Consider the following 26,482-nt stretch of genomic DNA (forward strand, 5'->3'; position numbering starts at 1 on the left):
TCCCGTGGCCACGCCGACGAACACGAACACGGCAATGAACAGCAGCACCGGGGTCAGGCCCAGCAGCAGCACCCCCACCACTCCGCTGCCGAGCGCGGCGATGCCGCCCGCAGCCGGACGGCTCATCAGCATGGAAAGCAGCCAGCCGGTGACGATACCGCCGACAATGAGGATGACGAAGAGGCCATCGCCCCCGCCGCCGGCTGATGCGCTGGGCGCCGGCAACGGCTCGCCCTCGATCAGCCGCATCAGCTGCTGCACACCCGCGTCGATTCCGCCGTAATAGTCGTCCACCTTGAAATATGGCGTGATGGTTTCGGCAATCACCCGCTTGGCGATGGCGTCAGGAATCGCGCCCTCCAGCCCGTAACCGACTTCAAGCCGCAGCTTGCGGTCGTCCTTGGCGACGATCAGGATCACCCCGTCGTCGATTTTCTTGCGCCCGATTTTCCATTGCTCGGCCACGCGGATGCCGAACTGTGCAATGTCTTCGGGCTGGGTGGTGGGGACGATGAGAACGGCAATTTGGCTGCCCTTTTGCGCTTCGAACGCAGCCAGCTTGCCTTCAAGCGCGGCCACCTGCCCGGCGTCGAGGGTGCCGGTCAGGTCGGTGACGCGGCGCGACAGCTCGGGCACCGCCACCTGGGCCCAGGCCGACAGCGCACACAGCAGCAGAAAGAAGCCGGACGCGAACGTCCGGGCCAACCGGCTCATCCGGGGATCAAGAGCCGCCTGCAGGCGCGGCCGGTGCCGGGGCGGGCGCACCGAAATCGACCTTGGGCGGCACGGCGATGGCCTTTTCGTTTTCCACCGTGAAAGTCGGCTTGGTTTTGTAGCCGAACAGCATCGCGGTGAGATTGGACGGGAAGGAGCGCACCGTGACGTTGTAGAGTTTCACCGCGGCGATGTAGCGGTTGCGCGCGACGGTGATGCGGTTCTCGGTGCCTTCGAGTTGCGCCTGCAAATCGCGGAACAAGCCATCGGCCTTGAGTTGCGGATAGTTTTCCGCGACCAGCAGCAAGCGCGAAATCGCGCCAGTGAGTTCGCCCTGCGCCGCGATGAATTTCTGGAATGCCGCTTCGTCGTTGATCAGTTCCGGCGTCGCCTGAATCGCGCCGACGCGGGCGCGCGCTTGCGTGACGCTGATGAACACGTCCTTCTCGTGCGCTGCATATCCCTTCACCACGTTGACCAGGTTCGGCACCAGGTCGGCGCGGCGCTGGTACTGGTTCAGCACCTCGGCCCAGGTCGCCTTGATGTCCTCGTCCGTCGTCTGCAAGGTGTTGTAGCCGCAGCCGGAAAGTGCCAACGCGATGAAAGTCACGCTTAGCCATTGGAATATGTTGCGCCATTTGAACATGTCGGTCTCCCGGGATGGTTGAGTGATGTAAGTCTAGGCCACGCCCCAGGTGGCGAACAGCGGGTCGGATTCGGCGAGCGCGTCGGCATAGCGGTCGTCCTTCGGCCGCTTGAGGCCGCGCTCGACGTAGGTCTCCACCTTCTTGAAGCCGGCCCGCTTGATCAGCATGCCGACCCAGGCCATGCGCTCCATCGGGTGCAGCTGGGTCCACAGCTTGATCGCCTTGGGCGGGAAATAGCGGTGCGACAGCGTCACCGCGAACATGCCGCCCGGCTTCAGCACCCGCTTGACTTCTGCCACGATCCGGTGCGGCTGCGTCAGGTATTCGAACGACACCGTGCACACCACCGCGTCGAAGCTGGCGTCGGCAAACGGCAGCGTGGGGTCGGCGTTGATGTCCTTCACGATGCGCTCGGCGAGCTGCGGGTTGTCGGCGAGCTCCTCGGCGTTCAGACCCAGCCCCACCGCCGACTGCACGGTGTCCGGCAGGTGCGAGCGCCAGCCCGCCATCAGGTCGAGCACCCGCGCGTTCTCCGGCAGCACGGTGCGGTACAGCGCCTGGATGCGGCGCGCGCACACCGCATCGACGTGGGCGACCTTGCGGGCGAGCGCGTAGAACTCGGGGTCGGGGGATTCGTCTTCGCGGCTGAACGCATCCGCCCCCTCGAAGTCGGTCGGCGTCGGCATCTGCGTTTCCATCCCGCTCCATTCGAGCAGTTGCGTGACCTGGCCGACCGGCTCGGTCGAGACATCGCTCTTGCCGCTGTCGATGCTGAAAATACGGCCCTGCAGCGGATGGCTGAAATTGGCGACGAAGCTGGTTTCGTTCAGCTTCGTCACGCGGAACATCGGCGCCGGGGCGTCGTCGGCGTGCAAGAGCTGCGACGGGTAGAAGCGCCCCGTCTTGAGCGGCGCGATGTCGCTGCGGAACACCTCGTTGGGCACCTCGTGTTCGATCTTCGGCCCGACATCGACCTGCGCGTCGACCGGCGGCGTGTCGCCCGGCATCCACACCACCACCTGGTGGCGGCCTAGATCGGAAAAATAATTGACGCGAAAGCGCAGCGCGGAATGCAGGAGTTTCATGGGTACAGGGGTCAGGAGTCAGGGGTCAGGGTGGCATAAGTCCGCCGCGCCAGGCACAGGTCTTCCCACGCGCGCGCCTTGTCGGCCAGGTTGCGCAGCAGGTAGGCCGGGTGGTAGGTCACCACCAGCGGCACGCCCTGGAACCGGTGCACGCGGCCGCGCAGGCGGCCGATCGCCTCGTCGGTATCGAGCAGATTTTGCGCGGCAAAGCGTCCCAGGGCGAGGATGAGTTTCGGCTGGATGAGTTCGATTTGCGCCAGCAGATAGGGCCGGCACGCCGCCACCTCGTCCGGCTCCGGATTGCGGTTGCCGGGCGGGCGCGATTTCAGCAGGTTGGCGATGTAGACATTGTCGCCGCGTTGCAGGGAGATGGCTGCCAGCATGGCGTCGAGCAGCTTGCCCGCCTGGCCGACGAACGGCTCGCCCAGCCGATCTTCGTCCGCCCCCGGCGCTTCGCCGATGATCAGCCAGTCGGCGTTGCGGTCGCCCACGCCGAGCACGCCCTGGGTGCGGGTGAGGTGCAGCTTGCAGGCGGTGCAGTGGGCGACGGCATCGGCAAGCTCCTCCCAGTTCAGGCGCGGCCGAACCGGCGCGGCAGCCGCTTGTGCGACAGGGGCTTCGCGCAGACGCCACACCGGGCCGATGCCCAGTTCGTCGAACACGTCGGCCCGGCTCAGCACGACAAGTCCTTTTTCATGATAAGCGCATCCTCGCGGCCGTCGCGCGCCGGGTAGTAGCCGCGCCGCACCGCCAGATCGACGAAGCCGCTGCCGCGATACAGCCCGATCGCGGCGCTGTTGGAAGTGCGCACCTCCAGGAAGACGCTGTCGGCATGATGATCGCAGGCACGCGCCAGACAGTGGTCGAGCAGGTCGCGCCCGAGGCCGTGCCGCCGCCACATCGGCGCGATGGTGAGGTTGAGCAGATGCGCCTCGCCGGCTGCCGCCAGCATCGCGTAGTACCCGATCACCTCGCCCTCGGCTTCGCGCACCCACATGCTGTAGCCGGCATGAAGCGAGTCGGCAAAGTTGCCCGGACTCCACGGGTATTCGTAGCTCGCCAGCTCGATCCGGTGAATGCGCGGCAGGTCGGCCTCGGTCATCGGCCGCAAGCGATGCGCGATTTCGAATACGGCGCTCATGCGGTTTTTTTCCGGCGGCGCTCGTCCACCGTCAGCGCCACCTTGTCGCGCAGGTAAATCGGGGCGGCCAGCGCTGCGTCCATGCCTTCGCCGCGCCCGAATGCCCGGGCAGCAAGCGGCGCCATCGCCGCGGCATCGGGCATCAGGGTGCCGTCGATGCGCGCCAGCGCCGCCAGGCGCGGGCGCAACGCCTCGCCCAGCGCGACGAAACCGTTGCCGGCGCCGACCCAGCCGCCGCCCGCCGGCACGCTCACCGATTCGGGTAGCGCCAGGGCGGGTTCGCTGACGGCACGCCAGCCTGCACCATCGCGCTGATACGCCGCCCAGTAGACCTCGGCCATGCGCGCGTCGAGCACGGTCAGCACCCGCTCCGCGCCAGCCTGTTCGGCGATCGATTGCAGCGTCGAGACGCCGGCCACCGGCAGGCCGGCGCCCAACGCCAGGCCTTGCGTCACGGCGCAGGCAATGCGCAGGCCGGTAAACGAACCGGGGCCTGCGCCGTAGCCGATGCCGTCGAGCTGGCGCAAGCTCATGGCCGATTCGCGCAGCAGCTCGTCCACCATCGGCAGCAACAGGCTGCTGTGCCGCTGTTCGGCCAGCACCCGGCGCGCCTGGACGCGGCCATCCAGCCACAGCGCAGCCGAGCACCATTCGGTCGAGGTATCGAGAACGAGCAGTTTCATGAGTGCTCCGAACTGGACATTCGCGACTGGAACTTTGCCCCAAAAAGACCTTCGCAGAATAAAAATGCCGAAACCGTTTCCAGCCGCGACGGCACGCGCAGCCGGGTCGGATACCCGACGAGCGCGGCAACAAAGGATGGGGACGGTTTCGGCATTTTTATGTCGCTAATTTCCAATTCGGAGCACTGATATTTTACCGGTTGCCGCGATAGCTGACCCGGTAAATCGCTCCAGCCTGGTCGTCCGACACCAGCAGGCTGCCGTCGGGCATCACCAGCACGTCGGCGGGACGCCCCCAGGCCGACTCGCCTTGCTGCCAGCCGCTGACGAAGGGCTCGTAGCTCACCGCGCGGCTGCCCTGCAAGCGCACCACGCTGACGCGATAGCCGTTTTTGCGGCTGCGGTTCCACGAGCCGTGCTCGGCGATGAAGACGGCGTCCCGGTACCGTTCGGGGAACTGCTTGCCACGGTAAAAGCGCATTCCCAGGCCCGCCACGTGCGCGCCCAGATTCTGCACCGGCGGCTCGAATTCGTCGCAGCGGCGGGACTGGCCGAATTCGGGATCGGCGAAGCTCCCGCCGTGGCAATACGGGTAGCCGAAATGCTGGCCCGGCCGGCTCAGGCGATTGAGCTCGTCGGGCGGCGCGTCGTCGCCCAGCCAGTCGCGGCCGTTGTCGGTGAACCACAGCTCGCCGCTTTGCGGCTGCCAGTCGAAGCCCACGCTGTTGCGCACGCCGCGCGCGACCACCTCGACCGTGCCGCTGGCCACATCGAGCCGGGTAATGATGGCGTACTTGTCCGGATCGGGCGCGCAAATATTGCATGGCGCGCCGACCGGCACATAGAGCTTGCCGTCCGGTCCGAAGGCGATGAATTTCCAGCCGTGGTGGGTGTCGGCCGGATAGGCGCTGCTGACGATTTCCGGGCGCGGCGGGTTTTTCAGGCGCGCTTCGATATTGCGCAGCCGCAGGATGCGGTTGACCGCCGACACGTACAGATCGCCATCGCGGAATGCCACCCCCACCGGCATCTCGAGACCGGCGGCAATCACCACCGGCGTGTGCGGCGCCTGCAATGGAATTGCGTAGACCTTGCCCGCGCGCATGCTGCCGGCAAACAGCGTATTTTTTCCGAGCGCCATCTGCCGCGCGTTGGGTACGCTGGCAAACAATTCGATCTGGAATCCCGGCGGCAGCCTGAGGCTGGACAGCGGCAAAGCCGGCACCGACAACGCAGCCGCCGAGGCTTGCGCCAGCCAGGCCAGCGCCATGGCTATGAAGACGATCAGTTGCTTCATGGTGTTCGGTCCGCCTGCAGCGGAATCAGGATTTCGAAGCGCACCCGCGACCATGGATCGCGCACCTCGGCCAGCCGCACGATGCGTGCGCTCAAGGTCTGCCCCCGATCGAGCAGGCGCGCCACGTCGGCATTCTCGCGGCGCGGCACGTAGCCGATCTTGTGGCCCCGCCATTCCACCCGCACCGCCCGGGCATCGTGCGGATTGTCCGGCTCGCGAACCAGGGCAAGCGCATCGCCGGCCCGCATCTGCGGCCACAGCGCCTTGCCCGCGTGGTACTGAAACCCCGCCAGCGGCGAATCCTGCAGCAGGATGTGCGCGGCAACTTGTGCGTGGAGCGGTTGCATCCACAGCCCGATCAGACACAGCAACGCCAGCCGACGACGCATGGGGAATCCGAATCTCTGGTTCCAAACCAAGCATTTTAGTGGGAAATCCGTCTCCCGATTCGCACCGGCCCGAAGCTTTCGGCTTTACTTTTTTCACTCGACAAGCGGCCAGCCGCTTGAGGTAGGATGAATGCATTCTCAACTTCCCCACGCCTGCCAAGCCCACCATGCCGAGAAAAGCCGTCGCCAAAACCAAGCTGTTCGTGTTGGACACCAACGTGCTGATGCACGACCCAACCAGCCTGTTCCGCTTCGAAGAACACGATATCTATGTGCCGATCGCCACCCTGGAAGAACTCGATCAGCACAAAAAGGGCATGAACGAGGTTTCGCGCAACGCCCGCCAGGCCAGCCGCTTCCTCGACGAGATCGTCAGCAAGCTCGACAACATCGAGGAAGGCGTGCCGCTCGCGCCACACAGCCACAGCGCCGCCACCGGCCGCCTGTTCCTGCAGACCCAGGCGATCAGCGGCGACATTCCGCTGAGCCTGCCGACCAGCAAAGTCGACAACCAGATTCTCGGCGTGGTGCTGTTCCTGTCGCGCCACTATCCCAAGCGTCAGGTCATCCTGGTGTCGAAAGACATCAACATGCGCATCAAGGCCCGCGCGCTGGGGCTGCCCGCCGAGGACTACTTCAACGACAAGGTGCTGGAAGACACCGATCTGCTGTACGCCGGGCTGCGCGAACTGCCGGCCGATTTCTGGGACAGCCACGGCAAGGGCATGGAGTCGTGGCAGGCCAACGGCAACACCTATTACCGCATCAAGGGACCGCTGGTTGCGAGCTTGCTGCCCAACGAATTCGTCTTCCAGGAAGGCCCCAACCCGCTCTACGCGAAAGTGCTGAAGGTCGAGGGCAAGCAGGCGGAGATGGTCACGGTGCGCGATTTCAGCCACCACAAGAACAATGTGTGGGGCATCACCGCGCGCAACCGCGAACAGAATTTCGCGCTCAACGTGCTGATGGACCCCGAGATCGATTTCGTCACCCTGCTCGGCCAGGCCGGTACCGGCAAGACCCTGCTCACCCTGGCGGCGGGCCTGGCGCAAGTGCTGGATAAAAAGATCTACAGTGAAATCATCATGACCCGCGTAACCGTTCCGGTAGGCGAGGACATCGGCTTCCTGCCCGGAACCGAGGAGGAAAAAATGACGCCATGGATGGGCGCGCTGGAAGACAACCTCGAGGTGCTGAACAAGAGCGACGACGAGGCTGGCGACTGGGGACGCGCGGCGACGCAGGATCTGATCCGCTCCCGCATCAAGGTCAAATCGTTGAACTTCATGCGCGGGCGCACCTTCCTCAACAAATTCCTGATCATCGACGAGGCGCAGAACCTCACGCCCAAGCAGATGAAGACGCTGATCACGCGCGCGGGGCCCGGCACCAAGGTGATCTGCCTGGGCAACATCGCGCAGATCGACACGCCCTATCTCACCGAAGGCAGTTCCGGCCTCACCTACGTGGTCGACCACTTCAAGGGCTGGCCGCACAACGGCCACGTCACGCTGCAGCGGGGCGAACGTTCGCGCTTGGCCGACTATGCTGCAGAAGTGCTTTGACCCCAATCACGCAAGGAGACGCACCATGCAGAAACACTGGATGATTCTGGCCGCCGGCCTCGCCCTGGCGCTGCCCGCTCACGCGATCGACTGGAAGGAGATGCTGAAGGGCGTGATCACCAAGCCGGCCGGCGAGACCGCCACGCGCAGCGGGGTCGACGCCCTGTCGACGACCGAGATCAATGCCGGCCTGAAGGAGGCCCTGACCCGCGGCGCCGACGCCGCCGTCGCCCAGCTTGGGCAGAAGGACGGCTTCTTCGGCAACGCCGCGCTGAAAATCCCGCTGCCGCCCAGCCTGCAAAAAGCCGAAAAAGCCATGCGCATGGTCGGCATGGGCAAGCAGGCCGACGAACTGGTGCTGTCGATGAACCGCGCCGCCGAGGCCGCCGTGCCCGAAGCCAAAATCCTGCTGGTGGACGCGGTGAAGGAAATGACGCTGGAAGATGCCCGCGGCATCCTGACCGGCGGCCAGACTTCGGCCACCGACTTCTTCCGCAGGAAAACCGAGGCCAGGCTGACCGAACGCTTCATGCCCACCGTCAAGGCGACCACCGACAAGGCCGGCCTCGCGCAGCAATACAACCGCTATGCCGGCATGGCCGCGCAGTTCAACCTGGTCGACGAAAGCCAGGCCAACGTCGAGCAGTACGTCACCCAGCAATCGCTCGACCGCCTGTATCGGCTCATCGGCGAAAAGGAGCAGGCCATTCGCGCCAACCCCTTGCAGGCCGGCAGCGACTTGCTGAAAAAGGTCTTCGGCGCGGTCAGCGGCAAGTGATGCCCCGGGCAGAGCGGCACGGCCAGGCTACGTTATGCTGCGGCTGGCTGGCAGCCGCGATCGGGATCGCCATGAGCATGACAACGCTCGGCCTGCTTGCCGGGCTGCTGCTCGCCCTGCCCGCCCACGCGTGGGAAGTCGGCGAATTCAAAAACGGCATGAGCCGCGCCGAGGTCGAACAGGCGCTCAAAACCTGGAACTTCGACAAGACCCTGCCGGCCGGCAGCGACGGTCTGTTTGCCTACGATCTGCCCAGCAACCCCGCCGGCCGCCGTTTCCTGTTCACCTTCTGCAACGACAAGCTGGTGGCGTTCGATCAGGAAATCGAACCGGCCTTCCGCCATTTCGTCGTCATCGCCTCGAACTACGCCAACCTCTACGGCAACCCGCTCAAGGTCATTCCCTACACCAGCGTCATCGCCAGCGGCGAAAAAAGCCTGCTGGCGATGTTCTGGCGCAAGGGCGCCGACTACATTGGCCTGAAATACGCGCTGTACCCGAGCAGCGAGCAGCTGTCGATGACCTGGCAGATCAACAACAACTGCTGGCAGGCGCCGCGTTAGCCCCACCCGCCACGGCGGCAGGCCGCGACACCGCCGTAAACATGCGTCCTGCTTCTCGGCGCGGCATTCAGTCCGCAGGCTTGCGCATCCGTTGCGGCGCCGCATGCGCGCAGCGCCCCAAGGCAATGACCAGGGCGGGCGTTTCACCCGGCGGGACCCGCAAGGCAGCGGCCAGCGCCGCTGTGTCGAACCCGCCGATCGGACAGCTGCCGAGGCCCAGGTGCGAGGCCTGCAACAGCAGCTGTGCTGCGGCAAAGTTGCACTGGCCTTGCGCCCAGACCGCGATGGATTCCGCGCGATAGAAGGCACGGTAAGCCGCGTCGGTCGGCGCAATGTCCTGGCCGCGCGCCTCGGCCTCAAAACGTGCCCGCACGTAATCCGAATCCGGATCGAGCGCCGCCACCAGCGCCACGATCACGATGAATGCCGCAGCGCTGGCAGCAGCAGGCTGGTCGTAACAGGCTCGCGCAACGGCTGCCCGTCCCGCCCCGTCTTCCACCGTGATGAAACGCCATGGCTCCAGGCCAAAGGCCGACGGCGCCAGGCGGCCCGCCTCCCTCAGCACAGCCAGCTCGCCCGCAGCGACGGGCCGGCCCGCGACAAACCGGCGGCAAGCGTAGCGTCGTTGAATTGCTTCGAGCAGTATGGCGGACATCGGGGCGGCTCCTTGGATCGGCGGCACTTCAACCATAGCGCATCGCCGCTGACCGGGCAGGCGCTGCGGATTTTCAGCCCGAACGCAGGGCGGGAATCCCCTTACACGAGCAGGCCCTGACGGGCAAACAGCCACAATTGCTGGTGGGTCAGTTCGCCGACGGTTTCCGGCGCCAGCCCTGTCTCGGCCAGCGTGGTCTGCATGATGGCCACCAGTTCCTCGATCGTGTGGCTGCCATCCAGCAGGCCGAGCAATACCCGCCCCGACGGGTCCAGGTCCATCGCCACATGGCGCGCGCCGCTTACGATCCAGCCCGGCGACTTTGCCTGCCAGCGGGCCAGTGCATGCGCACAAGGGCGCCCCTCCAGCTCGGCGTCGACCGTCCCGGCCGACACCGTGGACATGACGCCATGCGTGATCACCAGCCGGAACAGCGCCTCGCGGAATCCGGCCTCGTCCACCTCCCCGCTGACGTCGAATTCGGCCAACACCTGCCTGGCGGCAGACAACAAGGCCGCGTAATCCAGCGCGCCGGGATAGGCGGCCGCCAGGGCCATGGCGGCCGCTTTCATCGCAGGCAGCGACACCGGGAAAGTGTTGCCGGCCGGATTGACGAAGCGCTGCTCGGTGGCGGCGCCCAGATCGATTTCCTCGTCGCTCCGCACATCGGCATAAAACGCCAGCCGGCTCAGCGCCTCGGCCTGCGGTGGCTGCGCACAGGGGGCGTCGGCGCGCGCGATCACTGCGCGGCGAAAGCGGGTTGCCAGCGCCTCGTCGAGCGCCGCCTCGGCGTCGAGCCAGCGCCCGGCCATGCTTTCGGGAATCAGCCCCCAGCCATCTTCAAGCTCGACCACGGCACGACGCGGACCGGCTTCGCCGACATAGCGCAGCCCGTGCGTATCGAGCTGCGCAGCGAATTCGGCAAACCGCATCGGCGCATTGAATTCGGCAAGGTACTCATGGAACAGGTAGGACGGCGCAGCCGACTTGAGATAGGCGATTTCCTTCAGCAACACCGGATCGCTCCACTCGGCTTCCAGTGCGTCCAGCACGCGCAGCGCCTGTTCGAATCGGGCAGGCGCGGGCAGGTCGGCCGCAGTGCGTTCGGTCAGCGCAGTGCGCAGGGGCTGCAGGGGATTCCAGCCGGCCTCGACATTGAAGCTGAGATAAGCGATGCCGTGCGGCGACAGATGGCGCCGGCACACCTCAAGCAGTGCCTGCTGCACCGCAGGCGGCACCCAGGAAAACACGCCGTGCGCGATGATGTAATCGAATTCGCCGAGATCGTCCGGCAACGCGGCCAGATCGCCATGGATGATGCGGACGTTGGACAAACCGAGATGGCGGATGAAAGCCGCGCCCGCCTCTGCCTGCACGCGCGACAGCTCCACCCCCACGCAGCGCGATTCGGGCCAGCGCCATGCCAGCGGAATCAGGTTGCCGCCGGAAGCGCAGCCGAGTTCGAGGATGCGCGCACGGCCAGGATCGGGCGCATCGAAACCGTGCAGCCGCGCCACCGCTGCCAGGAAATCCGGCTGGGTTTCCGGCAGCGGCAGGCTGTCGTAGGGGAGTTCGTCGTAGCTGGCGAGGGTATCCATGGCGCGTGATCAGTATTCAGGGGCTAGGTGTGATGTTTCAATAGGTTGTTCACCCGGAAGGATCTGGGAAACTGGAGTTCTCGAAGCTTCAGTACTCTCAGAGGGCCAACCGGATGAACAGCCATAAGAATGCCAGAACCACTTATGAAGGGCGCAAATTGCTGATCGAGCGCATTGCTGCGATGGGATTGAAACCAGCCGCGTCGGCCGCCGGCATCAGCATGCGCACTGCTCGCAAGTGGTACGGTAGGTTCAAGCAATTCGGGCCGACCGGCCTGCTCGACCGCAGTTCCAGGCCTCACAAGACGCGCAGCACCGTCGATGCGGCGCTTTGCCGACGAATCGAACAGTTGCGTCGTGCGCGCATGCCGATGCGGACTATCGCCGCCATCGTGGGGCGCAGCGTGGCAACGATCAGCCGGGTACTGGCGCGGCAGGGGCTTTCCAGCCTCAAGGCGCTCGACCCTGCCTCGCCGGTGCTGCGCTATGAGCGCGACGCGCCCGGCGAACTTCTGCACATTGACACCAAGAAACTCGGCAGGATCGTGCGCCCCAGCCATCGCGTGACCGGCAACCGGCGCGACAGCGTCGATGGCGCGGGGTGGGAGTTCGCCCATGTAGCCATCGACGACCATTCCAGAGCAAGCTTTGTGCAGATGTACGCAGACGAGCGCAAGGATTCGGCGGTGGCGCATTACGCTGCCCTTGGCGTGAAGATCAAGCGCCTGCTGACCGACAACGGCAGCGCCTACCGCTCCCACCTGTTTGCCAGGACGTGCCAGGCCTTGGGGATCAAGCATACCTTCACGCGGCCCTATCGGCCGCAAACCAACGGCAAGGCCGAGCGTTTCATTCAAACCTGCCTGCGCGAATGGGCCTACGGTCGGGTCTGGAACAACAGTGCGGAACGCACTGCCTGGCTACCGGCATTCCTGGCTTACTACAACGCCAGAAGGCCTCACTCGGCTCTCGGCTACAAGCCTCCAGCTTCACGGCTCGCCGGGAACAACCTATTGCAACTCAACAGCTAGGGCCCCGGAATCCTAGCCCCTGAATCCTGCCCCCTGCAATCAATGCCCGCGCGAGCCCGGTTTGGACGAGAACAGGGCAGCCTGCGGGCGCGGCTTGCGCGGCTGGGCGGAGGGGTTCGCTGCCGCACCGCGATTGGCCGCCGGCTTCGCGCCGCCAGCCGCGGGTTTTCCCTGCGGCGCACGGCCGGGGGCGTTGCGGCCGCCGGGCTGCGGCTGCCTGGAATTTTGCCCTTGGCGCTGGCCGCCCCGCCCTTGCGGCGGACGCGGCGGGCGCTCGTCGGACATCAGGTCGGCCTTGGCCGGCGGAACGAAGCCGGGTTCGATTTCGACCCGCACGATGGAGCGCTTGATCAGCTTCTCGATGTCGCGCAGGTAGCCCACTTCCTCGTCGTCGACCAGCGACAGCGCCGAGCCGGTGGCGCCGGCGCGGCCGGTGCGGCCGATGCGGTGGACGTAGTCTTCCGGCACGTTGGGCAGTTCGAAGTTCACCACCTGCGGCAGCTGGTCGATGTCGATGCCGCGCGCGGCGATGTCGGTCGCCACCAGCACGCGCACGCTGCCGTCCTTGAAGCTCGCCAGCGCCTTGGTGCGCGCCGACTGGCTCTTGTTGCCGTGGATCGCGGCGGCGCTGATGTTGTCCTTGTTGAGCTTCTCGGCCAGCTTGTTGGCGCCGTGTTTGGTGCGGGTGAACACCAGCACCTGCTGCCAGTCGTGGTGCTTGATCAGGTGCGCCAGCAGATCCCGCTTGTGCGCCTGCGGCACCCGGTGCATCGACTGTTCAACCACTTCGACCGTGGTGTTGCGGCGCGCGACTTCGACGCTCTTCGGGTTGTGCAGGAGGCCGTTGGCGAGGGTGCGGATCTCGTCGGAGAAGGTCGCCGAGAACAGCAGGTTCTGCCGCTGACGCGGCAGCACCGCGAGCACTTTCTTGATGTCGCGGATGAAGCCCATGTCGAGCATGCGATCGGCTTCGTCGAGCACCAGGATTTCGACGCCGGAGAGGTCCACCGTCTTCTGCCCCAGGTGGTCGAGCAGGCGCCCCGGCGTCGCCACCAGGATGTCGACGCGCGATTTCAGCGCCTTGAACTGCGGGTTGATGTTGACGCCGCCGAACATCACCATCGAGGTGAGCGACAGGTATTTGCCGTAGGTCTTGACCGATTCCTCGACCTGCGCGGCAAGCTCGCGCGTCGGCACCAGGATCAGGCAGCGCGGGCGGCCCGGCTTCACGGCCTGCGCGGCGCGCGTCGACAGATGATGCAGGATCGGCAGGGTGAAGCCGGCGGTTTTCCCCGTTCCCGTTTGTGCCGCGGCGAGCAGGTCGCCGCCTGCCAGCACCTGCGGAATCGCCTGCGCCTGGATCGGGGTGGGCGTGGTGTAGCCGGCGTCATGAATCGCACGCAAAATGGGTTCGGCCAAGCCGAGCTCGACAAAAGCCGGGCTGGCTGCGGATGTTTCAGTAGTCATGGTGGTTTCCTGCGACGGCCTGTTGCGCTTGTGGCAACACCAATCGAGGCAGACGGACAGTGATCGCGAGATCAATAAAAAACCCGCATCGATTGGTGGAAGCGGGCGGCCTGGCTTGACAGCCAGACGGGAAATGTTCGGGTGGTGGGCAGTACAGGGTTTGAACCTGTGACCCCCGCCGTGTGAAGGCGTGTGAACGGTCTGGAACGCCCGGAAACCAGCGCCGCTTCGTGTCCTGATGGGCTGGAAAGGGTGCCGCTGGTGTAGAAATTACACCGGGATTACACAGGCGGGCCAGATCGCGCCGTGTTGCGTTGAAGGCTCACGGATGGGCCAAGGTATAGCCCGAAACGAAATAACGCAACAGCGGCAATCCTCGCGGCCCAGTTTCCCTAGAACGCGAACCCCACCCGCACCCGGGTCTCGATCCCGCCCGCATCGATCCCGACGCGCGCCTGGTTGACCTCCGCCCCCACCCGCACGACCCGGCTGAACACCGGCACGTCGCGCTCGATCCACACGCCCGCAGTCGAATCCGCCGGCGACCATGAAATGCCCGCGCCCCAGCGCTTGGGCGGCTCTGGCGGTGCTGCGGTGTCGACAGGGACATCGATGCCGCCGACGATCTGGCCGTCGGGGCTGCTGGCCAGGACGCGGCGCATGCCGTCGGGCTCGCGGATCAGGGTCATGTCGACGGTGACCGGCGGGCAGGGCTTGCCGGCCTCGGCGATCGCATCGGGCTGCACGACGACCTGTGCGACGCGTTCGACCTTGGCCTTGCGCGGGATCTGCTGCTTGGGCTTGGCCTTCGGATCCGGCCGGCGCTCGAGGATCACCGAGCCGTCGGCCTGGTGCTGCTCCGGCGCGGCGGTTTCCTGCACGGGCTTGGGCTGGCCAAACCACCAGCCCGCCGCGGCGGCGGCGAAGATGGCGATAGCGATCGCGGCGAGGGGCAATCTGCGCGGCATCATGCCAGCGCCTCCATTGCGCGCTGGTAGTACGCCCGCCGGTCGGCCAGGCCGTTGTATCCGCCATTCACCCGCCGGGTGATCCTGCGGAACGCGTCGTCGTCCGCCGCGTCGGCGAGATCGTTGAGATGGCGGCTGTGCCAGAACCATGCCGCCGAGCGGCATGCATCGACCACGCCCGCCAGCATCTCGGGGTGATCGAGCAGGCGTTCGTCGCCGTGCAGCGCGAGCGAGCAGGCGCGGTAATTGGCGCGCCCGGTGATCTGGATCAGGCCGCGGCCCTTGAATCGCACGCCGTCGCCGGGATGCACGTTGCCGAGGTCGGCCCGGCCCTCGTAGGCGCGGCCGGATGCGATCTCCTCGACGTAGCGCAGGCTGCCTGACTCGTGCGCGACTTGTGCCAGAAACGCCGCCTGGCGCGCGGGCGAGGTGATGGCGAACTCCGTCATGGCGTCATTGATCTGATCGATTAGCCGCTCTGGCCTGAATGCCCTGGGCATCACCGCCCTGATCTGATCGAGCGTGATGCGCATATCAGCGCCCGAACATCCGCTGGATCAGCAGCTCCAGCCCGGAGTTGCCCAGGCTGGCCAGCATCGCAGCGATGCCGATCTGCGCAATGAACGGCAGGCCCGGGAACAGCGCCAGCACCGACCCCGCCACCAGCGCGAGGCCTCCGGTGGTGATGCACCGCCCCAGCGCCTGCTTGAGCGTGATCGGCTCCTTGGTCTGCAGGATCTGCCCAATGGCGATCAGCATGCCGATGCCGGTGAAGACCAGCGCCTGGAAAATGTTGTCCCACCAGGTTGCTGCTGCTGCGATTTTTTCCTGCATGGTTTCCTCCGATCAGGTGTAGTAGCTGTCTGTTTTCACGGCGTAGTAGGTGGTCGTCCCCCACGCCGCCAGCGTGTGCGCGACATCGGCTCCGCCATAATTGATCTGCTGGCCGGATGGCGGATACACCTTGAGTGCGTTGGCCGTCTTGTTGAACACCGTGCAGCGTTCGCCCTGGGCGATGGCGGGCAACTTGACGCCGTCCGCCGTGCCCGCCGTGCTGCTTGTGACCTCGCACAGGCGCGCGGTGAGGGCGGTTGCTGTGCCGGCCGTTGAGCCAGCCGCAGCCACGCTTTCCTGCACGCTGTCAACCTGCGTTGCAACTGCATAAGCCGTCCACGCGGTGCCGTTGTAGAAATACTGCTTGTCCTCGTCGATCACGTGGATCTGCCAGCCGTCGGCAGGCGCATAGAACGCCCACGCGCCATTGGTGTAGTGGGCGAGCTGCTTTTCCTTGCCGGCCCATGCGCCGGTCGCGGTCGCCCCCACCACCCATACGCCGCCCTCGGTCGGCGAGCCCGGCGGTGTGGATAGCGACAGGGTGACGACGCCTCCAACAGTCAGCGCCTCGATCATGCGCAGCGCTTCATTGTGGACAACCTCTTTTGCCTCCTGGGAGGCGGCCAGTTCGGGCAGGCCCGCACGCGGTGTAGTCATTGATGCTCCTTAAACAGTGCCGGCCAGCGGGTAGCCACGTCCAACGCTCGCCGACAATTGATAGATCAACACCTTCATGCCGGGCTTCAGTCCGCCGAATAGCGCAGTCTGCTGGGCGGCGGTGATGGTGGCCGTGTGTGATGTCGCGGTGTAGGTAGCCAGCACCACGTCGGCGTCCGACAGCACATCGATCTCATACGCTTCAAAGTCCTCGGACAGCATCGCGTCGACGTTGTCGCGCCACAGCCCACCGATGCGCGTGCGTCGCAACCAGGTCAACGCAATGTCGCCGGAGCCGTTGCGGGTCGCCTTCAGGTGGCACGGCGAATAGGGCTTGAGGGCCCGGCCGAGCGCTATGTACAGGCACGCTGTGATGTCTACGGGGTCCTCCCCGACCGACACCACCTTGTAGTCGAACGGCCGGCCGATGTTTGCCAGCGGCATCGGCATGCGGTTCACGTTCTCGTCAAGCACGAGGAACCGCTCATTGCCCACATGTCCGTCGATCGCCCATTCGGTACCACGGCACCCGCGCAGAAACACGCTCAACAGATACGAGCCGTCGCCCTGGAGCACGGCGTTCTGGTAGTGCACGACCTCGTCGCCGATCATCGCCGGGTTCGCGCCCGCCAGCATCTGGTCGAGCGTCACGCTCTCGAGCGTGCCTTGCGGCAGGCTCACGGCGATGTAGGTCTTGCGGTCGATGAGCCCACCCGAGACGCCGCCACCGAACGGCCCATAGGCCGTGCCGAGGCGCGCGGGCGCGCGGCGTGTGGCCTCGGTTGTCCACGACGCGCCGCTGTCTGGCGAACGCAGAACGTCCGCCCCGCGCCAGCCGGAGTATCCCGTCAGCGGCGCAAGGAATCCCTCCGGGTTCTCCTCTGCGTCGCGCGCGAGCGGTGCCTCGAAGAACTCGTACACCGTGGCCACGGGGCCCGGCATGGAGCGCGCGCCGCTGGCGGTACGCGCCCCGGCGAAGGTCGCGGTGTAGCGAACCACGTCGGGCAGGTGCGGGACTGCCTCGATCTTGATGAGCCCATTCGCCCCCCGGTCGACGCGCTCGATGCGGAACGGGGTCTCGACGCCGTCGAACGGAATCGGGATGGTGTCACCCGGCTCGTACTCGGCCAGCGTGCGGGTGACGTTGAAGGTGAATTTGTCGCGCTCCCCCCACATCAGGTATTGATGCCTGAACGCGATGCTGTTCGCTTCCTCGGGCGCCATCGCCACAGGCAGGTCGACGTTCGCTTTCTGCGCGCTGCCGGACACGCCAGGCAGGCGGGAATACTGCAGCGCCTTGGCATAGTCCTGCTCGGGCGACGAATAGCTGACCGACACCTCGTTCGGCAGCTCCTTGTCCTGCGTCGTCTTGATCTCGTACCACGGCCGTGGCTTGCCGTTGGGCAGGCCGGCGCCGAAGTCGCGCCAATCGAGCGGAACGAGGGTGCGTGTCTTCGAGGTTGTCCACGCATCCAGGCCGTCGAGCCATGTATCGCAGTCGGACAGCTGGCCGGCGGTGTGCCACGCGCTGCCGAACTCCTTGACGCAGCACAACGTCTCGACGATCTCGGCGTGCCAGAATCCGTACCAGTCCTGTGTCGCCGGATAGGCGCAGAACGTCCCGGCCATCTCGCCGGTGGTGTTGTAGAGGTTCGACAGGTAGGTGTGGCACTTGCCCATCAGCGCCTCGCACGCGCTGTTCACCGGCGCCGAGATATTGCACATGCGGGTGTAGAGGGCGCCGCGCCAGATCATCGCCGCGAAGTGCGGCTCGTGGTAGTTGCCGAAAGCCGGCGTCGTCACCGAGTAGGCGTAGCCGCAGCACTCCCACAGCGTCGTGCCGTCCGCGACCTGTCCGCCGAGCGTGGTCGGCCACGTTGCGGGCTCCGTGGCGCCGCTGCTGCCGGTCTGCACGCAGCGGTACAGGTAGCCGTTCGCCACCGTCGGGCGGATCAGCGACGTGTCGCTGTTGAAGCTGCCGGTGTGATAGTCGGTCGTCGCCTCCCATGGCGCGATGGCCTCCGGGATCTCCGTGATGACGTAGTTCGGCCAGCCGGGCCACAGGCCGTTGAGCCACTGGTAGAAGTCGCCCGCGAGCGTCTTGGCCGTTGCATTGCCCGTGCGCCGCGCCGCGTTGGCGATGGACTGCATCGGCCGGTACTGATAGCCGGCCCACATCGTGTTGGGGTCGGTCCATTGCCAGGTCCACGTATTGACGGCGCCATATTCTTCATTGTCGGCGCGATACCAGACATAGACCGGCATCATCGGGCCGCGCGCGCCGTAGTTGGTGGCGTACTCGTCGGCTGCGTCCAGCAGGAAATCCAGCATGCCCTGCATATAGGTGGGCTCGCTCGACCGTGCCCATGCGTCGGGGAACTGGTAGCCGCTCCCAGGCGGGCCGCGCCAGTCCGAAATCTGCCCGCCCATCGTGATGACCGTGAAGGCCGTCACATAGGGCGTGTAGGGCATCGGGATCTCTGGGATCGGGCGCACCCGGCGAATCGTGAGCGTGTGTTCGGACGCCTCCCAATCGGAGATCCCGACGTTGCGAATGGTCTCGTTGACCGGGAATCCGGCATACCCGCTGCACGTCCAGGTGACCGAGCCGTCGGCGACGGTGTTGCCGATCACCAGCGGCCAGGCGGGCTCGGTCGCGCCCGAGGTTCCGTCGGTCGCCGTGTAGGCATAGCCGTTGTAGGTCGTGCTGGTGCGCCGGTTCCCTGCGCTGTAGGCGTGGCTGGCCTGCCACACGGCGGACACCAGCCCCTCGCCCGTGCTGATCGCGCCGTTGCTACCCTGTGAGACGTAGCGGCGGAACAGGTTGATCGGAATATCGAGCGTCTGGAGTGCGCTGCCGCCCGTCAGGGTCAGCGGTGCATACCAGGTGTCGTCGGCGTCGAAGTTGATCGAGCGGCGCAGGAACACCCAGACGCGGTTGACGGACGGCACCGAGCACCCGATTTCGACGCGGATATGCGTGTCCTGCGCCTTGCGTTCCTCGCCGCTGAGGCCGCGAATGATCTGGGCCTCGAACTGGCGCGACAGATCGGTGGCAGCCGGAATGAAGCCCGTGACGTTGCCGCTCAGGGGGTCGCGCCGCCAGTTCGCTGCGCTCATTCCCATGCGCTTCGAATAGGACGCCGTGCCGGTCAGGCTGAATGCGGTGGTGGTCGGCTGCGGACGGAACCAGGAGCGGCCGTCGTCGATGTCGCAAATCTGCTTCAGCGACTCGACCGCTGCTGCCCTGGCATCCAGCCAGCGCGACTCACCGGTGGCCAGGTACATCTCATCGAACGAAGCCACGGCCCACTCGGCAGCGTCAGGCGCGCACGAAATCTCGCCGTCGCGCAGCACGCGGCACACCGGGTCGACCTCGAACGGCTCATTGACATCGATCAGCGCGCCCGCGTTGTAGCTGTAGGCCACCACGGCGTCCAGCGCCGCCGTTGGCCCCGGCAGGTACACCGTCGACGGCTGAATGCCGTCGGGCGATTTGCGCAGCTCGAACGGGTATTTTGTGACGGCGACCGCGTCGCCGACGATCTCGGCGTTCGGCAGATCGGAAATCGGGAACGATTCGGGGTTGAAGACCACGAACACCTGGTTCGCCAACTCGCTGTAGTAGCCCGGGCCGACCGGGATGGTGGCCTCGACGCCCCCCGTGACGGGTTCGAAGCGCAGCAACGTGTGCATCCGGTAGGACTGCGCCTCGATTGGGGCGCGCACGTTGACCAGCCAGTGCGGCAGCCACAGCGTGGCGCCGTTCGGGATGGGGGCGCGATAGCAGACCTCCTCCAGGCCCTGCCACACCAGCAGCGCACGGTCAAGCCACGACTGTTTGCCGGTGATGCGGTAGGCGTGCGCACACGCCTGCAGCAGCAGCGTCATCCCCTCGGACGTTCCCGCCGATCCCGAGAACAGGCCGGCGCGGCCGAGCTCGCCGTGGTAGGCGTTGATGAGCAGGCCTTTTTCGTTCAGGAACACCCGGTCTTCATACTCCGGGCGGAACGCCGGCTGCGGGCGCTTCAGAAACTCGATCCTGCCGGCCGACTCGCGGATGTCGAACAGGTACGCGGTCTTGAGCGCGTCCAGAATATTCCGGCCAGCCGAAACGGAGTCGATGATGTGCCCAAGCACGTTATCGGACAACTGCGAACAGTCGATGTCGGCGTCATCGAGTCCACACATGCGACAGACCCTGCCGATGATCTGGTGCAGCGGCGCCGGGCCGTCTGCGGCTTCGGTGATGCCGCCGTGGCCGTCCGCACATGCCTCCACCGTGACATGCGGCACCGTGTTCGAGAACGCCGATATGTCGACTTCGTTGAACACGATGTAGGCGCGGCCACGGAATGCGGGCGTCGAGGTCGAGCCCATGTATGCCTGCATCGTCGGGTCGGGCATCTGGTCGAAGGTGCCCGGATAGAACGCGATCTTGTCGGCGAGCTTGGCCGACTCCGCCTTCGTGTCATCGTCGCGCCAGTGCTCGGCGGAATACACCAGCACGGAGTTGAACCAGATGCGCTTGATCGCGCGGATCGGGCCCTTGCCGATCATCACCGCCCAGGTCTGGTAATGCCGCTCCGAATAGGATGTTTGCGTGATGGTCTCGCCGCCGCCGCCCTTGCCGACGTTCTGGCTCGTGGTGGTGGCCGTGACGACGATGCGCCGCGGGCCGAGCCACATCAGGATCGGGTTGACGCGCGCGGTGCCGGAAATGACCGGGATGGCCACACCCTCCTGCGTCTGGGGCAGGCCGTCCTGCCCCATCACCACGCCGCGCCGGTCGGATACGACGCGCTCGGTGGTGACGACCTTGCTGCTGCCGCCCCCTAACATTTAGCTGCCCTCCGGGATTCGATGGGCCGCGATGATGCGATGCTGCCAGCTGCGGCCGATCTGGGTCTCGACCACGCGCCCGATGCCGGCATAGGAATGCAGCAAGGTGTCGGGGCCGGTCTTGATCGCGACATGGTGCGGCCACGGGCCGATGCGAAACGTCAGCACGTCGCCCGCCTCTGCCAGCGCCGGGTCGGGCAGGCGCTCGAGGTGCGCGTCCAGGATGCGCAGCAGCTCGTCGTCCCGGGCGTGGCGGGCGTACGTCACATAATCCGCGTCCTCGGCGAGGATGCCCAGCTCGCGCGCGACGCACACCAGCACCCCGACGCAGTCGATGCCGACGCCTGGCACGCGCGCCTGGTGGTGATACGGCGTGCCGATGTACTGCCGCGCAATCGACACAATGCGCTCGCCGTGTTTGCTCATAGCACAGACCTCGCGAATACCGGGTCGAGGCCCGGCAGGAACGGCTCGCCCTGGAAGTTGATGGCGTTGTTGAATTTGGCCGCACAGGTGCCCAGAGTGTGATCGCAGCCCGCGACGATGCTGAAGGTGTCGCCGGCCTGGATCGCGGCGACCCCAGGGCGCAACAGCACCACGAAGCCCGGCGCGTACTGCGCGACATATTCGACGGCGCCGGCGTTTCCTCCAGTAAGCCAGGTCAGGCGCCCGGCACTGAACCAGCTCACGGCCTGTGTCAGTGCCGGGGTCTTGAGCAGGCGGTTCATGCTTACCGATTCCACCGCGGCCGTGGCCGTGTAGCCTGCCGGATTGACCAGGCACGGCTCGTCGCCGGTGAGGCTGCCGAACTCGGCGCGGCAGATGCCGGACGTGAGCGTGCCGATGTTCTGCTGCAGCAGCTGGATCAGGCTGCGCGCCTCGATGCTGTAGCCGTGGCCGTCGGGTTTCACGATGGCCTGGCCGGTATAGCCGGTGAACAGCCACAGCGTGGTTTCGGGCGTGACCGTCGCGGGCAGGTTGGCCCGGTCGACCTGGAATATCTCGACCCTGGCGTTGTCATACAAGCCGGAGCGGAGGTCCGTCCGGTGCTGCGCCGACTCGAAAAAGCCGTCCATATCGACGTTGCCGACGCTGTCCCGCAGCGAGTTGGTGATGGCCGTCGTGTCGTCAGCGCCGCGCGCCGACCACGTCTTTCCGGCGAACACCAGGTCCCGGCTGTTGGCGGCATAGTGGAACTGCTGGGAGTCGCGCCGGGTGATGCGCAGGCAGGTGGTGATCTGCGCCACCTCGGCGGCAAAGGCGGCGCGCAGGGTGGCGATCAGGGTTTTCACTGAGGCAGCTCGATCAGGGTGACCGGGCTGACGGAAAACCACTTGCCATCGTTCGTGAACATCTCGAACTTGTGGCGAATACGGTCTTCCTTGAAGCGCACCGGAACATGGAACTGGAACGTCGCCTTGACGACGGCATCCAGCGCGGGCGCTGCAGCGAAGGTAACGATCCCGGTGGCGGCGTCCAGCGTCCAGCCGCTGGCCTGCAAAACATCGTCGACATACACCGCGACCGTGCCGGCGATCGGCTTGGTGATCGGGCGCACATACTCGTATGCCGATTCACCGTAGTGCTTAACCAGCTGGAAGGTCGCGAGCGCACCCGTGCCAAACCCCAACAACTGCTTGGTGCTGGCCTTGTGGTCGGCCTGGTCCAGAAACCGGAACCCAATGGCCGCGCCGCGCACCATCGTGTGGAACTCGAGCAGCGCGTCCAGGTCGGCCTCGAGCATCCCGCGTTCGCCCATCGACCACTCGCGGCGCGGATCGTCGAGGTCGATGTTGCGCTGCTCGTGCCCGGTGCGCTTTTCTATGATGCCAGTGCGCCACTGAGGCCCGCCGACGGTGCCGAAATCATTATTCAGCACAGGCAACACGGTTTCGATGAAGGGCGGCAGGGCTGGCATCAGGTGTTCCTCTTGACCATGCGCTCATAAGCGAGGCCCATGTCCGCCTGGATTTGCGATTGCGAATAGCGGAAACTGTCGGCATCCTGCGCATGGACGTCGATGTAGACATTTCCTCCGCCCGGTGCGGCGCCCGAGCCGCCCCGTGTCATGTCGCGGATCGCGTTCGCGTATTTCTTCGGCAGGATCATTTCCTCTTCGTGCGTCTGTACGACGGGGTTCAGGCCGCGCGGGATGTCGTAGCCGCCGGCGGCGGACTTGCGCTTGCCAATCGCCATCACGGCGGCAAACACCGCAGCCATTGCCGCCAGGGCGAGGATCGGGCCGACGTAGGGAATCGAGGCTTGCGAGGCTGCAGCGCCGGAGCCGGCCTGCGCGGCGTTGCCGGCGACCACGGCGGTTGTCTCGGCGGTCTTGGTGGCGACGGTGGCGGCAGCACCCGCAACCTGGACACCCTTTTCGGCGGTGGTGAACCCCATCAGCGCCGCAAGCCTCTTCGCCAAGCCAAGCGCCCAATCCTTGACCATCCCGTTCACAACCTTGTCGGCGAACCAGCGCACCACCTCCGCGCCGACGGCCTGCATGGCGTTCTTCCACGTCAGCGTGCCATTCATAAGCGCCTGCACGCCCTTGTCCCACAGCCCGCTAACACGATCGCCTAGATCTCTCCAGATGCTCGCGGTTTCCTCCGCCTGCTTCAGATCGATTTCTTTTTTCTTCAGGCCGTACTGACGGCGCAGCTCGAGGAGCTGCTGTTCCAAACGCTCGATCTCGACGGGGTCTTGCGTCGGGTCCTGTTTTGCAAGCTCGATCTTTTTCTCGATCAGATCAGCCTCTGCTGCCAGGCGTTGCTGGTTGAACTCACTCAAGCGATCAAGGTATTCGGCCTGGGTGATGCTACCCATCTCGAGTTCATGGGCTGCCATCGCCTCCATCTCATCAATGCGGGCGATCTCGGCGTTCTTCGCGCCTTCCACACGCAGGAGCTGGATCTGGTCCATCTCCTTGATCAGCTTCTTGTCGGCTTCGAGCACGGCCTGGTTCGCGGCCTCGTGGTACTCGTTGCGCTGCTGGTCGATTTCGTACAGCGTGCGCTGCAGGTGGGCGGCTTCTTCCATCGCCCATTCGGCATCGCTGACCTGGTCGCCGGTCTTGGCCTTCTTGGCTTTCTTGCCGCTGTCGAATACCTCGCCGAAGGTGAGCGGGCCGCCGCTGCCGGCAGCGCTGCCGCCTGGTGCGGCGGACTTCTGCGCCTGCAGGGCGGCCAGTTCGCTGCGCGCTGCGGCGAGCTTGGCGGTGATCTCGTCCTTGGTGCCGTACAGCATCTTGTGCAGCAGGCCGGAGCCGTCGCTGCCCTTGAGCGCGCGCTCAAGCGTGCCGATGTTGCCCTTGAGTTCGATGATGCGGGCCGAGGCCTTGTCCATCGTCATGCTGTTGGGCAGCAGGTCAAGGAAGGCGCTGCCCATCGAGACCTTGAGCGCGTCCCACCGTAGACGCATTTCGTCGAGGCGGTCGTTGAACTCGCCCGCACGCGGGGCAAGCTTTTCGAGCTTCGTCGCGTATTCCTCGCTGGCGGCGGCCGCCTCGCGCAGATCCGCGGCGCCGCGCTGCAGCAGCGGCAGCAGGTCCTGGAAGCTCTTGCCGAGCACGCGGTTGGCAATGGCGGCGCGATCCTGCGGCGTGGCAGCGCGGCCCAGGGCGTCGGCGAACTGGATGAAGGCCTGCACCGGATCGCGCGCGGTGATGCCGAGCTTCTTCGCCTCGGCGGCGTTCTCCGCCATGAAGATCGACAGCTTGTTGAGGCCCTTGCCCAGCGCTTCGAGGTTGGTGTCGGACTGCTTGGCGATCAGCTCGAAGCTGGCCAGCGCCTTGACGCTGGTCTGCGTACGGTCGGCCAGGTCGTTGAGCGAGTCGGCGGCGTCGATCGACTGCCGCGCCATCGAGGCGATACCACCCAGCGACAGCACCGCACCGAGCGCGGTGAAGCGCGTGGTAAGCTTCATCACCGACGACGCGACGCCGTCGACGGCCGGGCCGCCGCTGGCGCCGAAACGCTTCAGCTCGTCGCCCGCCTCGCGCAGCTTCTGCTTGAGGGGGGCGATGTTGCCGTCGATTGTGAGTTCGGCTTTATTGTCAGCCACCGCGCGCCCCTTGTTTTTCGCGCACGGCACGGACAGTGACGGCGCGATTCAAGACGCGGTTCAGCTTTTCCTGATTGGGCTCGGCGGCAAACAGGGCGCAGAAGAATGCCAGCGTGTAGACGTAAGGCATCAGCCACCAGGCATAGCGCACTTCGAGTCGGATCGTGATCTGGGTCGCCATCGTCACAGTCCGATCAGATCAAGCATGGGATCGTCCGGCCGACCTTCCATCACCGGCAGGCCGGCAGCCAGCGCGGCGCGCATCGCATCCTCGGCGCTGGTCGGCGTTGCAGACGTATGCAGGGGCTGGGTGTCGGGCAGGCCGAGCGCGAGCGCGATGCGCTTGAGCTGCACGTTGGGCGGCGGCACGCTGGCCCAGAATGCCGAGAGCGCGTCGACCTGCGGCAGCGTCACGCATTGGTCGACGTGGTCCCAGGTCCAGCCGGTGGCACTGACGATCCAGGCATAGAGTCCGTCCCAGTCTGTGCCAGCACCTCCAGAATCTTTCCCAGGTCGGCCCGGCCAGCCTCCATGGTCTGCAGGCCGTTGACGCGCGCGATGAGGTCGATGACCGGGGCGAGGTCCCACAGCGAGACGGCATGCGACTCGATCTGGCGCGCGGGCGCGTTGAGCCCGAGCGACAGCGTCTTGACGATGTCGTCGTACAGCGCGTCGGTGACCTCCATGCGCACGAAGGCCTGGCTGCAGCGGATCAGCGCCGGGACCAGTTCACGGTCGACGCCGAGCGGACGCGCGCGCACGGCGTACACGTGGCCGGCGAGCACGACGGTATCGACGCCCGCGAGGGCGAGCAGCACGCGGCGCGAGAAGACGCTGCGCACAAAGGCAACCAGCCGTGGCCACACCCCGGCGCCCGGCAACACGGAAACGACGACGGCACTCATAACAGGAACCCTCGTGATTGCATAAACTCAACCGGGTGCTTTGAGTGTTTTTGGTTATTGCAACGCTGGCGCAGAAGCTGAATGTTGTCGTCGGTATTAGCGCCACCGAGCGAGATCGGCATGATGTGGTCGAGATGGTATTTGTCGCCGAGCGGTTGCCCACAGCACGCGCATTTCCCGTGCTGCAACGAAAACAGGCGCGCGGGCAAACTGGAGGACAACCTGCCACCCATATCGCGTTTACGTGCGCGGCGATTGTGTTGGATGACGCGGACCTTCTCTGGATTCGCCTTCACCCACGCGGACATGACTGCCTTTTTGCGCTCGGGATTCGCGGCATACAACGCCGCGTTGGTTGCTCTTTTGCGCGCCGCGTTCGCTTTACTCCAGGCGGCGGCGGTGGCATCTGCCTTCTCTTTATTTGCCCTGTACCACGCGGCGCTTTTTGCCTTCTTGCGCTCGGGGTCAGCGGCATACGCAGCGTAGGCGTTAGCGCACGCCTTACACCGCGACTGCTTCCCGTCTCGACTGGACCTATGCATCGAGAACTCGGACAGCGGCTTTTCAACGCCACACTTCGTGCAGTGCTTCATTCAGCACCCAC

General features: G+C 65.7%; 28 protein-coding genes. 4 read left to right on the top strand and 24 right to left on the bottom strand.

Annotated features, from left to right (window positions below; genetic code table 11):
- The 8 genes from BGO62_RS12660 to BGO62_RS12695 form a co-directional block, all read right to left on the bottom strand.
- Positions 1–714, bottom strand: a 714-nt coding sequence (locus BGO62_RS12660; protein WP_296643036.1) for a YgcG family protein, incomplete at its 3' end; no start/stop codon positions are given.
- Positions 715–721: 7 nt separating this feature from the next.
- On the bottom strand, positions 722–1,360 hold the full coding sequence (locus BGO62_RS12665; protein ID WP_296643038.1) for a LemA family protein: 639 nt from the start codon (positions 1,358–1,360) through the stop codon (positions 722–724).
- A gap of 33 nt (positions 1,361–1,393) precedes the next feature.
- Complete coding sequence (locus tag BGO62_RS12670; protein WP_296643041.1) at positions 1,394–2,446, bottom strand: class I SAM-dependent methyltransferase; 1,053 nt, start codon at positions 2,444–2,446, stop codon at positions 1,394–1,396.
- Between the two features lie 11 nt (positions 2,447–2,457).
- Complete coding sequence (locus BGO62_RS12675; RefSeq protein WP_296643043.1) at positions 2,458–3,126, bottom strand: uracil-DNA glycosylase; 669 nt, start codon at positions 3,124–3,126, stop codon at positions 2,458–2,460.
- Positions 3,120–3,587: a ribosomal protein S18-alanine N-acetyltransferase gene (gene rimI, locus BGO62_RS12680; RefSeq protein WP_296643045.1), complete on the bottom strand. Its 468-nt coding sequence runs from the start codon at positions 3,585–3,587 to the stop codon at positions 3,120–3,122. Before rimI ends, BGO62_RS12675 begins: the two co-directional genes overlap by 7 nt.
- Positions 3,584–4,270, bottom strand: coding sequence for a tRNA (adenosine(37)-N6)-threonylcarbamoyltransferase complex dimerization subunit type 1 TsaB (gene tsaB / locus BGO62_RS12685; RefSeq protein ID WP_296643048.1), 687 nt, complete (start codon positions 4,268–4,270; stop codon positions 3,584–3,586). The genes rimI and tsaB overlap by 4 nt, the downstream gene beginning before the upstream one ends.
- Before the next feature lie 193 nt (positions 4,271–4,463).
- Complete coding sequence (locus tag BGO62_RS12690; RefSeq protein ID WP_296643049.1) at positions 4,464–5,567, bottom strand: PQQ-dependent sugar dehydrogenase; 1,104 nt, start codon at positions 5,565–5,567, stop codon at positions 4,464–4,466.
- Positions 5,564–5,956 (bottom strand): HIRAN domain-containing protein, encoded by a 393-nt coding sequence (locus BGO62_RS12695; RefSeq protein ID WP_296643053.1) that lies wholly within the window; start codon positions 5,954–5,956, stop codon positions 5,564–5,566. The genes BGO62_RS12690 and BGO62_RS12695 overlap by 4 nt, the downstream gene beginning before the upstream one ends.
- A gap of 167 nt (positions 5,957–6,123) precedes the next feature.
- Between BGO62_RS12695 and BGO62_RS12700 the strand changes: the two genes are divergently transcribed.
- From BGO62_RS12700 to BGO62_RS12710, 3 genes are all read left to right on the top strand, one after another.
- On the top strand, positions 6,124–7,521 hold the full coding sequence (locus tag BGO62_RS12700; protein WP_296643055.1) for a PhoH family protein: 1,398 nt from the start codon (positions 6,124–6,126) through the stop codon (positions 7,519–7,521).
- Between the two features lie 25 nt (positions 7,522–7,546).
- Complete coding sequence (locus BGO62_RS12705; protein WP_296643057.1) at positions 7,547–8,299, top strand: DUF4197 domain-containing protein; 753 nt, start codon at positions 7,547–7,549, stop codon at positions 8,297–8,299.
- Between the two features lie 71 nt (positions 8,300–8,370).
- Complete coding sequence (locus tag BGO62_RS12710; RefSeq protein WP_296643059.1) at positions 8,371–8,862, top strand: hypothetical protein; 492 nt, start codon at positions 8,371–8,373, stop codon at positions 8,860–8,862.
- Between the two features lie 67 nt (positions 8,863–8,929).
- On the opposite strand, the gene BGO62_RS12715 is transcribed toward BGO62_RS12710, so the two are convergent.
- The gene (locus BGO62_RS12715) at positions 8,930–9,553 is read right to left on the bottom strand and encodes a nitroreductase family protein (RefSeq protein WP_296643060.1); all 624 of its coding nucleotides are present in this window, start codon (positions 9,551–9,553) and stop codon (positions 8,930–8,932) included.
- Between the two features lie 65 nt (positions 9,554–9,618).
- On the bottom strand, positions 9,619–11,115 hold the full coding sequence (locus tag BGO62_RS12720; protein ID WP_296643062.1) for a class I SAM-dependent methyltransferase: 1,497 nt from the start codon (positions 11,113–11,115) through the stop codon (positions 9,619–9,621).
- Positions 11,116–11,228: 113 nt separating this feature from the next.
- On the opposite strand from BGO62_RS12720, the gene BGO62_RS12725 reads away from it, so the two are divergent.
- Positions 11,229–12,146, top strand: coding sequence for an IS481 family transposase (locus BGO62_RS12725; RefSeq protein ID WP_296643070.1), 918 nt, complete (start codon positions 11,229–11,231; stop codon positions 12,144–12,146).
- 39 nt (positions 12,147–12,185) lie between these two features.
- On the opposite strand, the gene BGO62_RS12730 is transcribed toward BGO62_RS12725, so the two are convergent.
- The 14 genes from BGO62_RS12730 to BGO62_RS12795 form a co-directional block, all read right to left on the bottom strand.
- On the bottom strand, positions 12,186–13,613 hold the full coding sequence (locus tag BGO62_RS12730; protein ID WP_296643072.1) for a DEAD/DEAH box helicase: 1,428 nt from the start codon (positions 13,611–13,613) through the stop codon (positions 12,186–12,188).
- Positions 13,614–14,005: 392 nt separating this feature from the next.
- Positions 14,006–14,584 (bottom strand): hypothetical protein, encoded by a 579-nt coding sequence (locus BGO62_RS12735; protein ID WP_296643075.1) that lies wholly within the window; start codon positions 14,582–14,584, stop codon positions 14,006–14,008.
- The gene (locus BGO62_RS12740; RefSeq protein WP_296643076.1) at positions 14,581–15,114 is read right to left on the bottom strand and encodes a hypothetical protein; all 534 of its coding nucleotides are present in this window, start codon (positions 15,112–15,114) and stop codon (positions 14,581–14,583) included. The genes BGO62_RS12735 and BGO62_RS12740 overlap by 4 nt, the downstream gene beginning before the upstream one ends.
- Before the next feature lies 1 nt (position 15,115).
- Positions 15,116–15,415: a hypothetical protein gene (locus BGO62_RS12745; protein ID WP_296643078.1), complete on the bottom strand. Its 300-nt coding sequence runs from the start codon at positions 15,413–15,415 to the stop codon at positions 15,116–15,118.
- A gap of 12 nt (positions 15,416–15,427) precedes the next feature.
- On the bottom strand, positions 15,428–16,072 hold the full coding sequence (locus BGO62_RS12750; protein ID WP_296643080.1) for a DUF2793 domain-containing protein: 645 nt from the start codon (positions 16,070–16,072) through the stop codon (positions 15,428–15,430).
- A gap of 9 nt (positions 16,073–16,081) precedes the next feature.
- Positions 16,082–20,914 carry a phage tail protein gene (locus tag BGO62_RS12755; protein ID WP_296643081.1) on the bottom strand — a complete coding sequence of 1,611 codons (4,833 nt, stop codon included), beginning with the start codon at positions 20,912–20,914 and terminating at the stop codon, positions 16,082–16,084.
- Entirely contained in the window at positions 20,915–21,340 is a 426-nt protein-coding gene (locus BGO62_RS12760; RefSeq protein ID WP_296643083.1) for an NlpC/P60 family protein, read from the bottom strand. It abuts the gene before it with no gap.
- Entirely contained in the window at positions 21,337–22,206 is an 870-nt protein-coding gene (locus tag BGO62_RS12765) for a DUF2163 domain-containing protein (RefSeq protein ID WP_296643085.1), read from the bottom strand. Before BGO62_RS12765 ends, BGO62_RS12760 begins: the two co-directional genes overlap by 4 nt.
- Positions 22,203–22,832, bottom strand: coding sequence for a DUF2460 domain-containing protein (locus tag BGO62_RS12770; protein WP_296643088.1), 630 nt, complete (start codon positions 22,830–22,832; stop codon positions 22,203–22,205). Before BGO62_RS12770 ends, BGO62_RS12765 begins: the two co-directional genes overlap by 4 nt.
- Positions 22,832–24,973, bottom strand: coding sequence for a hypothetical protein (locus tag BGO62_RS12775; RefSeq protein ID WP_296643090.1), 2,142 nt, complete (start codon positions 24,971–24,973; stop codon positions 22,832–22,834). The genes BGO62_RS12770 and BGO62_RS12775 overlap by 1 nt, the downstream gene beginning before the upstream one ends.
- A complete protein-coding gene (locus BGO62_RS12780; protein WP_296643092.1) occupies positions 24,966–25,154 on the bottom strand; it encodes a hypothetical protein in 189 nt (62 codons plus the stop codon). Before BGO62_RS12780 ends, BGO62_RS12775 begins: the two co-directional genes overlap by 8 nt.
- A 2-nt stretch (positions 25,155–25,156) precedes the next feature.
- The gene (locus BGO62_RS12785; RefSeq protein WP_296643095.1) at positions 25,157–25,387 is read right to left on the bottom strand and encodes a hypothetical protein; all 231 of its coding nucleotides are present in this window, start codon (positions 25,385–25,387) and stop codon (positions 25,157–25,159) included.
- A complete protein-coding gene (locus BGO62_RS12790; protein ID WP_296643097.1) occupies positions 25,384–25,878 on the bottom strand; it encodes a hypothetical protein in 495 nt (164 codons plus the stop codon). Before BGO62_RS12790 ends, BGO62_RS12785 begins: the two co-directional genes overlap by 4 nt.
- Positions 25,875–26,471, bottom strand: coding sequence for an HNH endonuclease signature motif containing protein (locus BGO62_RS12795; RefSeq protein ID WP_296643098.1), 597 nt, complete (start codon positions 26,469–26,471; stop codon positions 25,875–25,877). The genes BGO62_RS12790 and BGO62_RS12795 overlap by 4 nt, the downstream gene beginning before the upstream one ends.
- Positions 26,472–26,482 lie beyond the last annotated feature (11 nt).

Origin of the sequence: Thiobacillus sp. 65-1402 (genome assembly GCF_001897685.1) — a bacterium.
Taxonomy (GTDB): domain Bacteria; phylum Pseudomonadota; class Gammaproteobacteria; order Burkholderiales; family Thiobacillaceae; genus Thiobacillus.

Bases quoted from the DNA above. Each gene is read 5' to 3' on its own strand.
- BGO62_RS12665 (WP_296643038.1), bottom strand. From the start codon at position 1,360: ATGTTCAAATGGCGCAACATATTCCAATGGCTAAGCGTGACTTTCATC.
- BGO62_RS12670 (WP_296643041.1), bottom strand. From the start codon at position 2,446: ATGAAACTCCTGCATTCCGCGCTGCGCTTTCGCGTCAATTATTTTTCC.
- rimI (WP_296643045.1), bottom strand. From the start codon at position 3,587: ATGAGCGCCGTATTCGAAATCGCGCATCGCTTGCGGCCGATGACCGAG.
- tsaB (WP_296643048.1), bottom strand. From the start codon at position 4,270: ATGAAACTGCTCGTTCTCGATACCTCGACCGAATGGTGCTCGGCTGCG.
- BGO62_RS12690 (WP_296643049.1), bottom strand. From the start codon at position 5,567: ATGAAGCAACTGATCGTCTTCATAGCCATGGCGCTGGCCTGGCTGGCG.
- BGO62_RS12695 (WP_296643053.1), bottom strand. From the start codon at position 5,956: ATGCGTCGTCGGCTGGCGTTGCTGTGTCTGATCGGGCTGTGGATGCAA.
- BGO62_RS12700 (WP_296643055.1), top strand. From the start codon at position 6,124: ATGCCGAGAAAAGCCGTCGCCAAAACCAAGCTGTTCGTGTTGGACACC.
- BGO62_RS12705 (WP_296643057.1), top strand. From the start codon at position 7,547: ATGCAGAAACACTGGATGATTCTGGCCGCCGGCCTCGCCCTGGCGCTG.
- BGO62_RS12710 (WP_296643059.1), top strand. From the start codon at position 8,371: ATGAGCATGACAACGCTCGGCCTGCTTGCCGGGCTGCTGCTCGCCCTG.
- BGO62_RS12715 (WP_296643060.1), bottom strand. From the start codon at position 9,553: ATGGTTGAAGTGCCGCCGATCCAAGGAGCCGCCCCGATGTCCGCCATA.
- BGO62_RS12720 (WP_296643062.1), bottom strand. From the start codon at position 11,115: ATGGATACCCTCGCCAGCTACGACGAACTCCCCTACGACAGCCTGCCG.
- BGO62_RS12725 (WP_296643070.1), top strand. From the start codon at position 11,229: ATGAACAGCCATAAGAATGCCAGAACCACTTATGAAGGGCGCAAATTG.
- BGO62_RS12730 (WP_296643072.1), bottom strand. From the start codon at position 13,613: ATGACTACTGAAACATCCGCAGCCAGCCCGGCTTTTGTCGAGCTCGGC.
- BGO62_RS12735 (WP_296643075.1), bottom strand. From the start codon at position 14,584: ATGATGCCGCGCAGATTGCCCCTCGCCGCGATCGCTATCGCCATCTTC.
- BGO62_RS12740 (WP_296643076.1), bottom strand. From the start codon at position 15,114: ATGCGCATCACGCTCGATCAGATCAGGGCGGTGATGCCCAGGGCATTC.
- BGO62_RS12745 (WP_296643078.1), bottom strand. From the start codon at position 15,415: ATGCAGGAAAAAATCGCAGCAGCAGCAACCTGGTGGGACAACATTTTC.
- BGO62_RS12750 (WP_296643080.1), bottom strand. From the start codon at position 16,072: ATGACTACACCGCGTGCGGGCCTGCCCGAACTGGCCGCCTCCCAGGAG.
- BGO62_RS12755 (WP_296643081.1), bottom strand. From the start codon at position 20,914: ATGTTAGGGGGCGGCAGCAGCAAGGTCGTCACCACCGAGCGCGTCGTA.
- BGO62_RS12760 (WP_296643083.1), bottom strand. From the start codon at position 21,340: ATGAGCAAACACGGCGAGCGCATTGTGTCGATTGCGCGGCAGTACATC.
- BGO62_RS12770 (WP_296643088.1), bottom strand. From the start codon at position 22,832: ATGCCAGCCCTGCCGCCCTTCATCGAAACCGTGTTGCCTGTGCTGAAT.
- BGO62_RS12780 (WP_296643092.1), bottom strand. From the start codon at position 25,154: ATGGCGACCCAGATCACGATCCGACTCGAAGTGCGCTATGCCTGGTGG.
- BGO62_RS12790 (WP_296643097.1), bottom strand. From the start codon at position 25,878: ATGAGTGCCGTCGTCGTTTCCGTGTTGCCGGGCGCCGGGGTGTGGCCA.
- BGO62_RS12795 (WP_296643098.1), bottom strand. From the start codon at position 26,471: ATGAAGCACTGCACGAAGTGTGGCGTTGAAAAGCCGCTGTCCGAGTTC.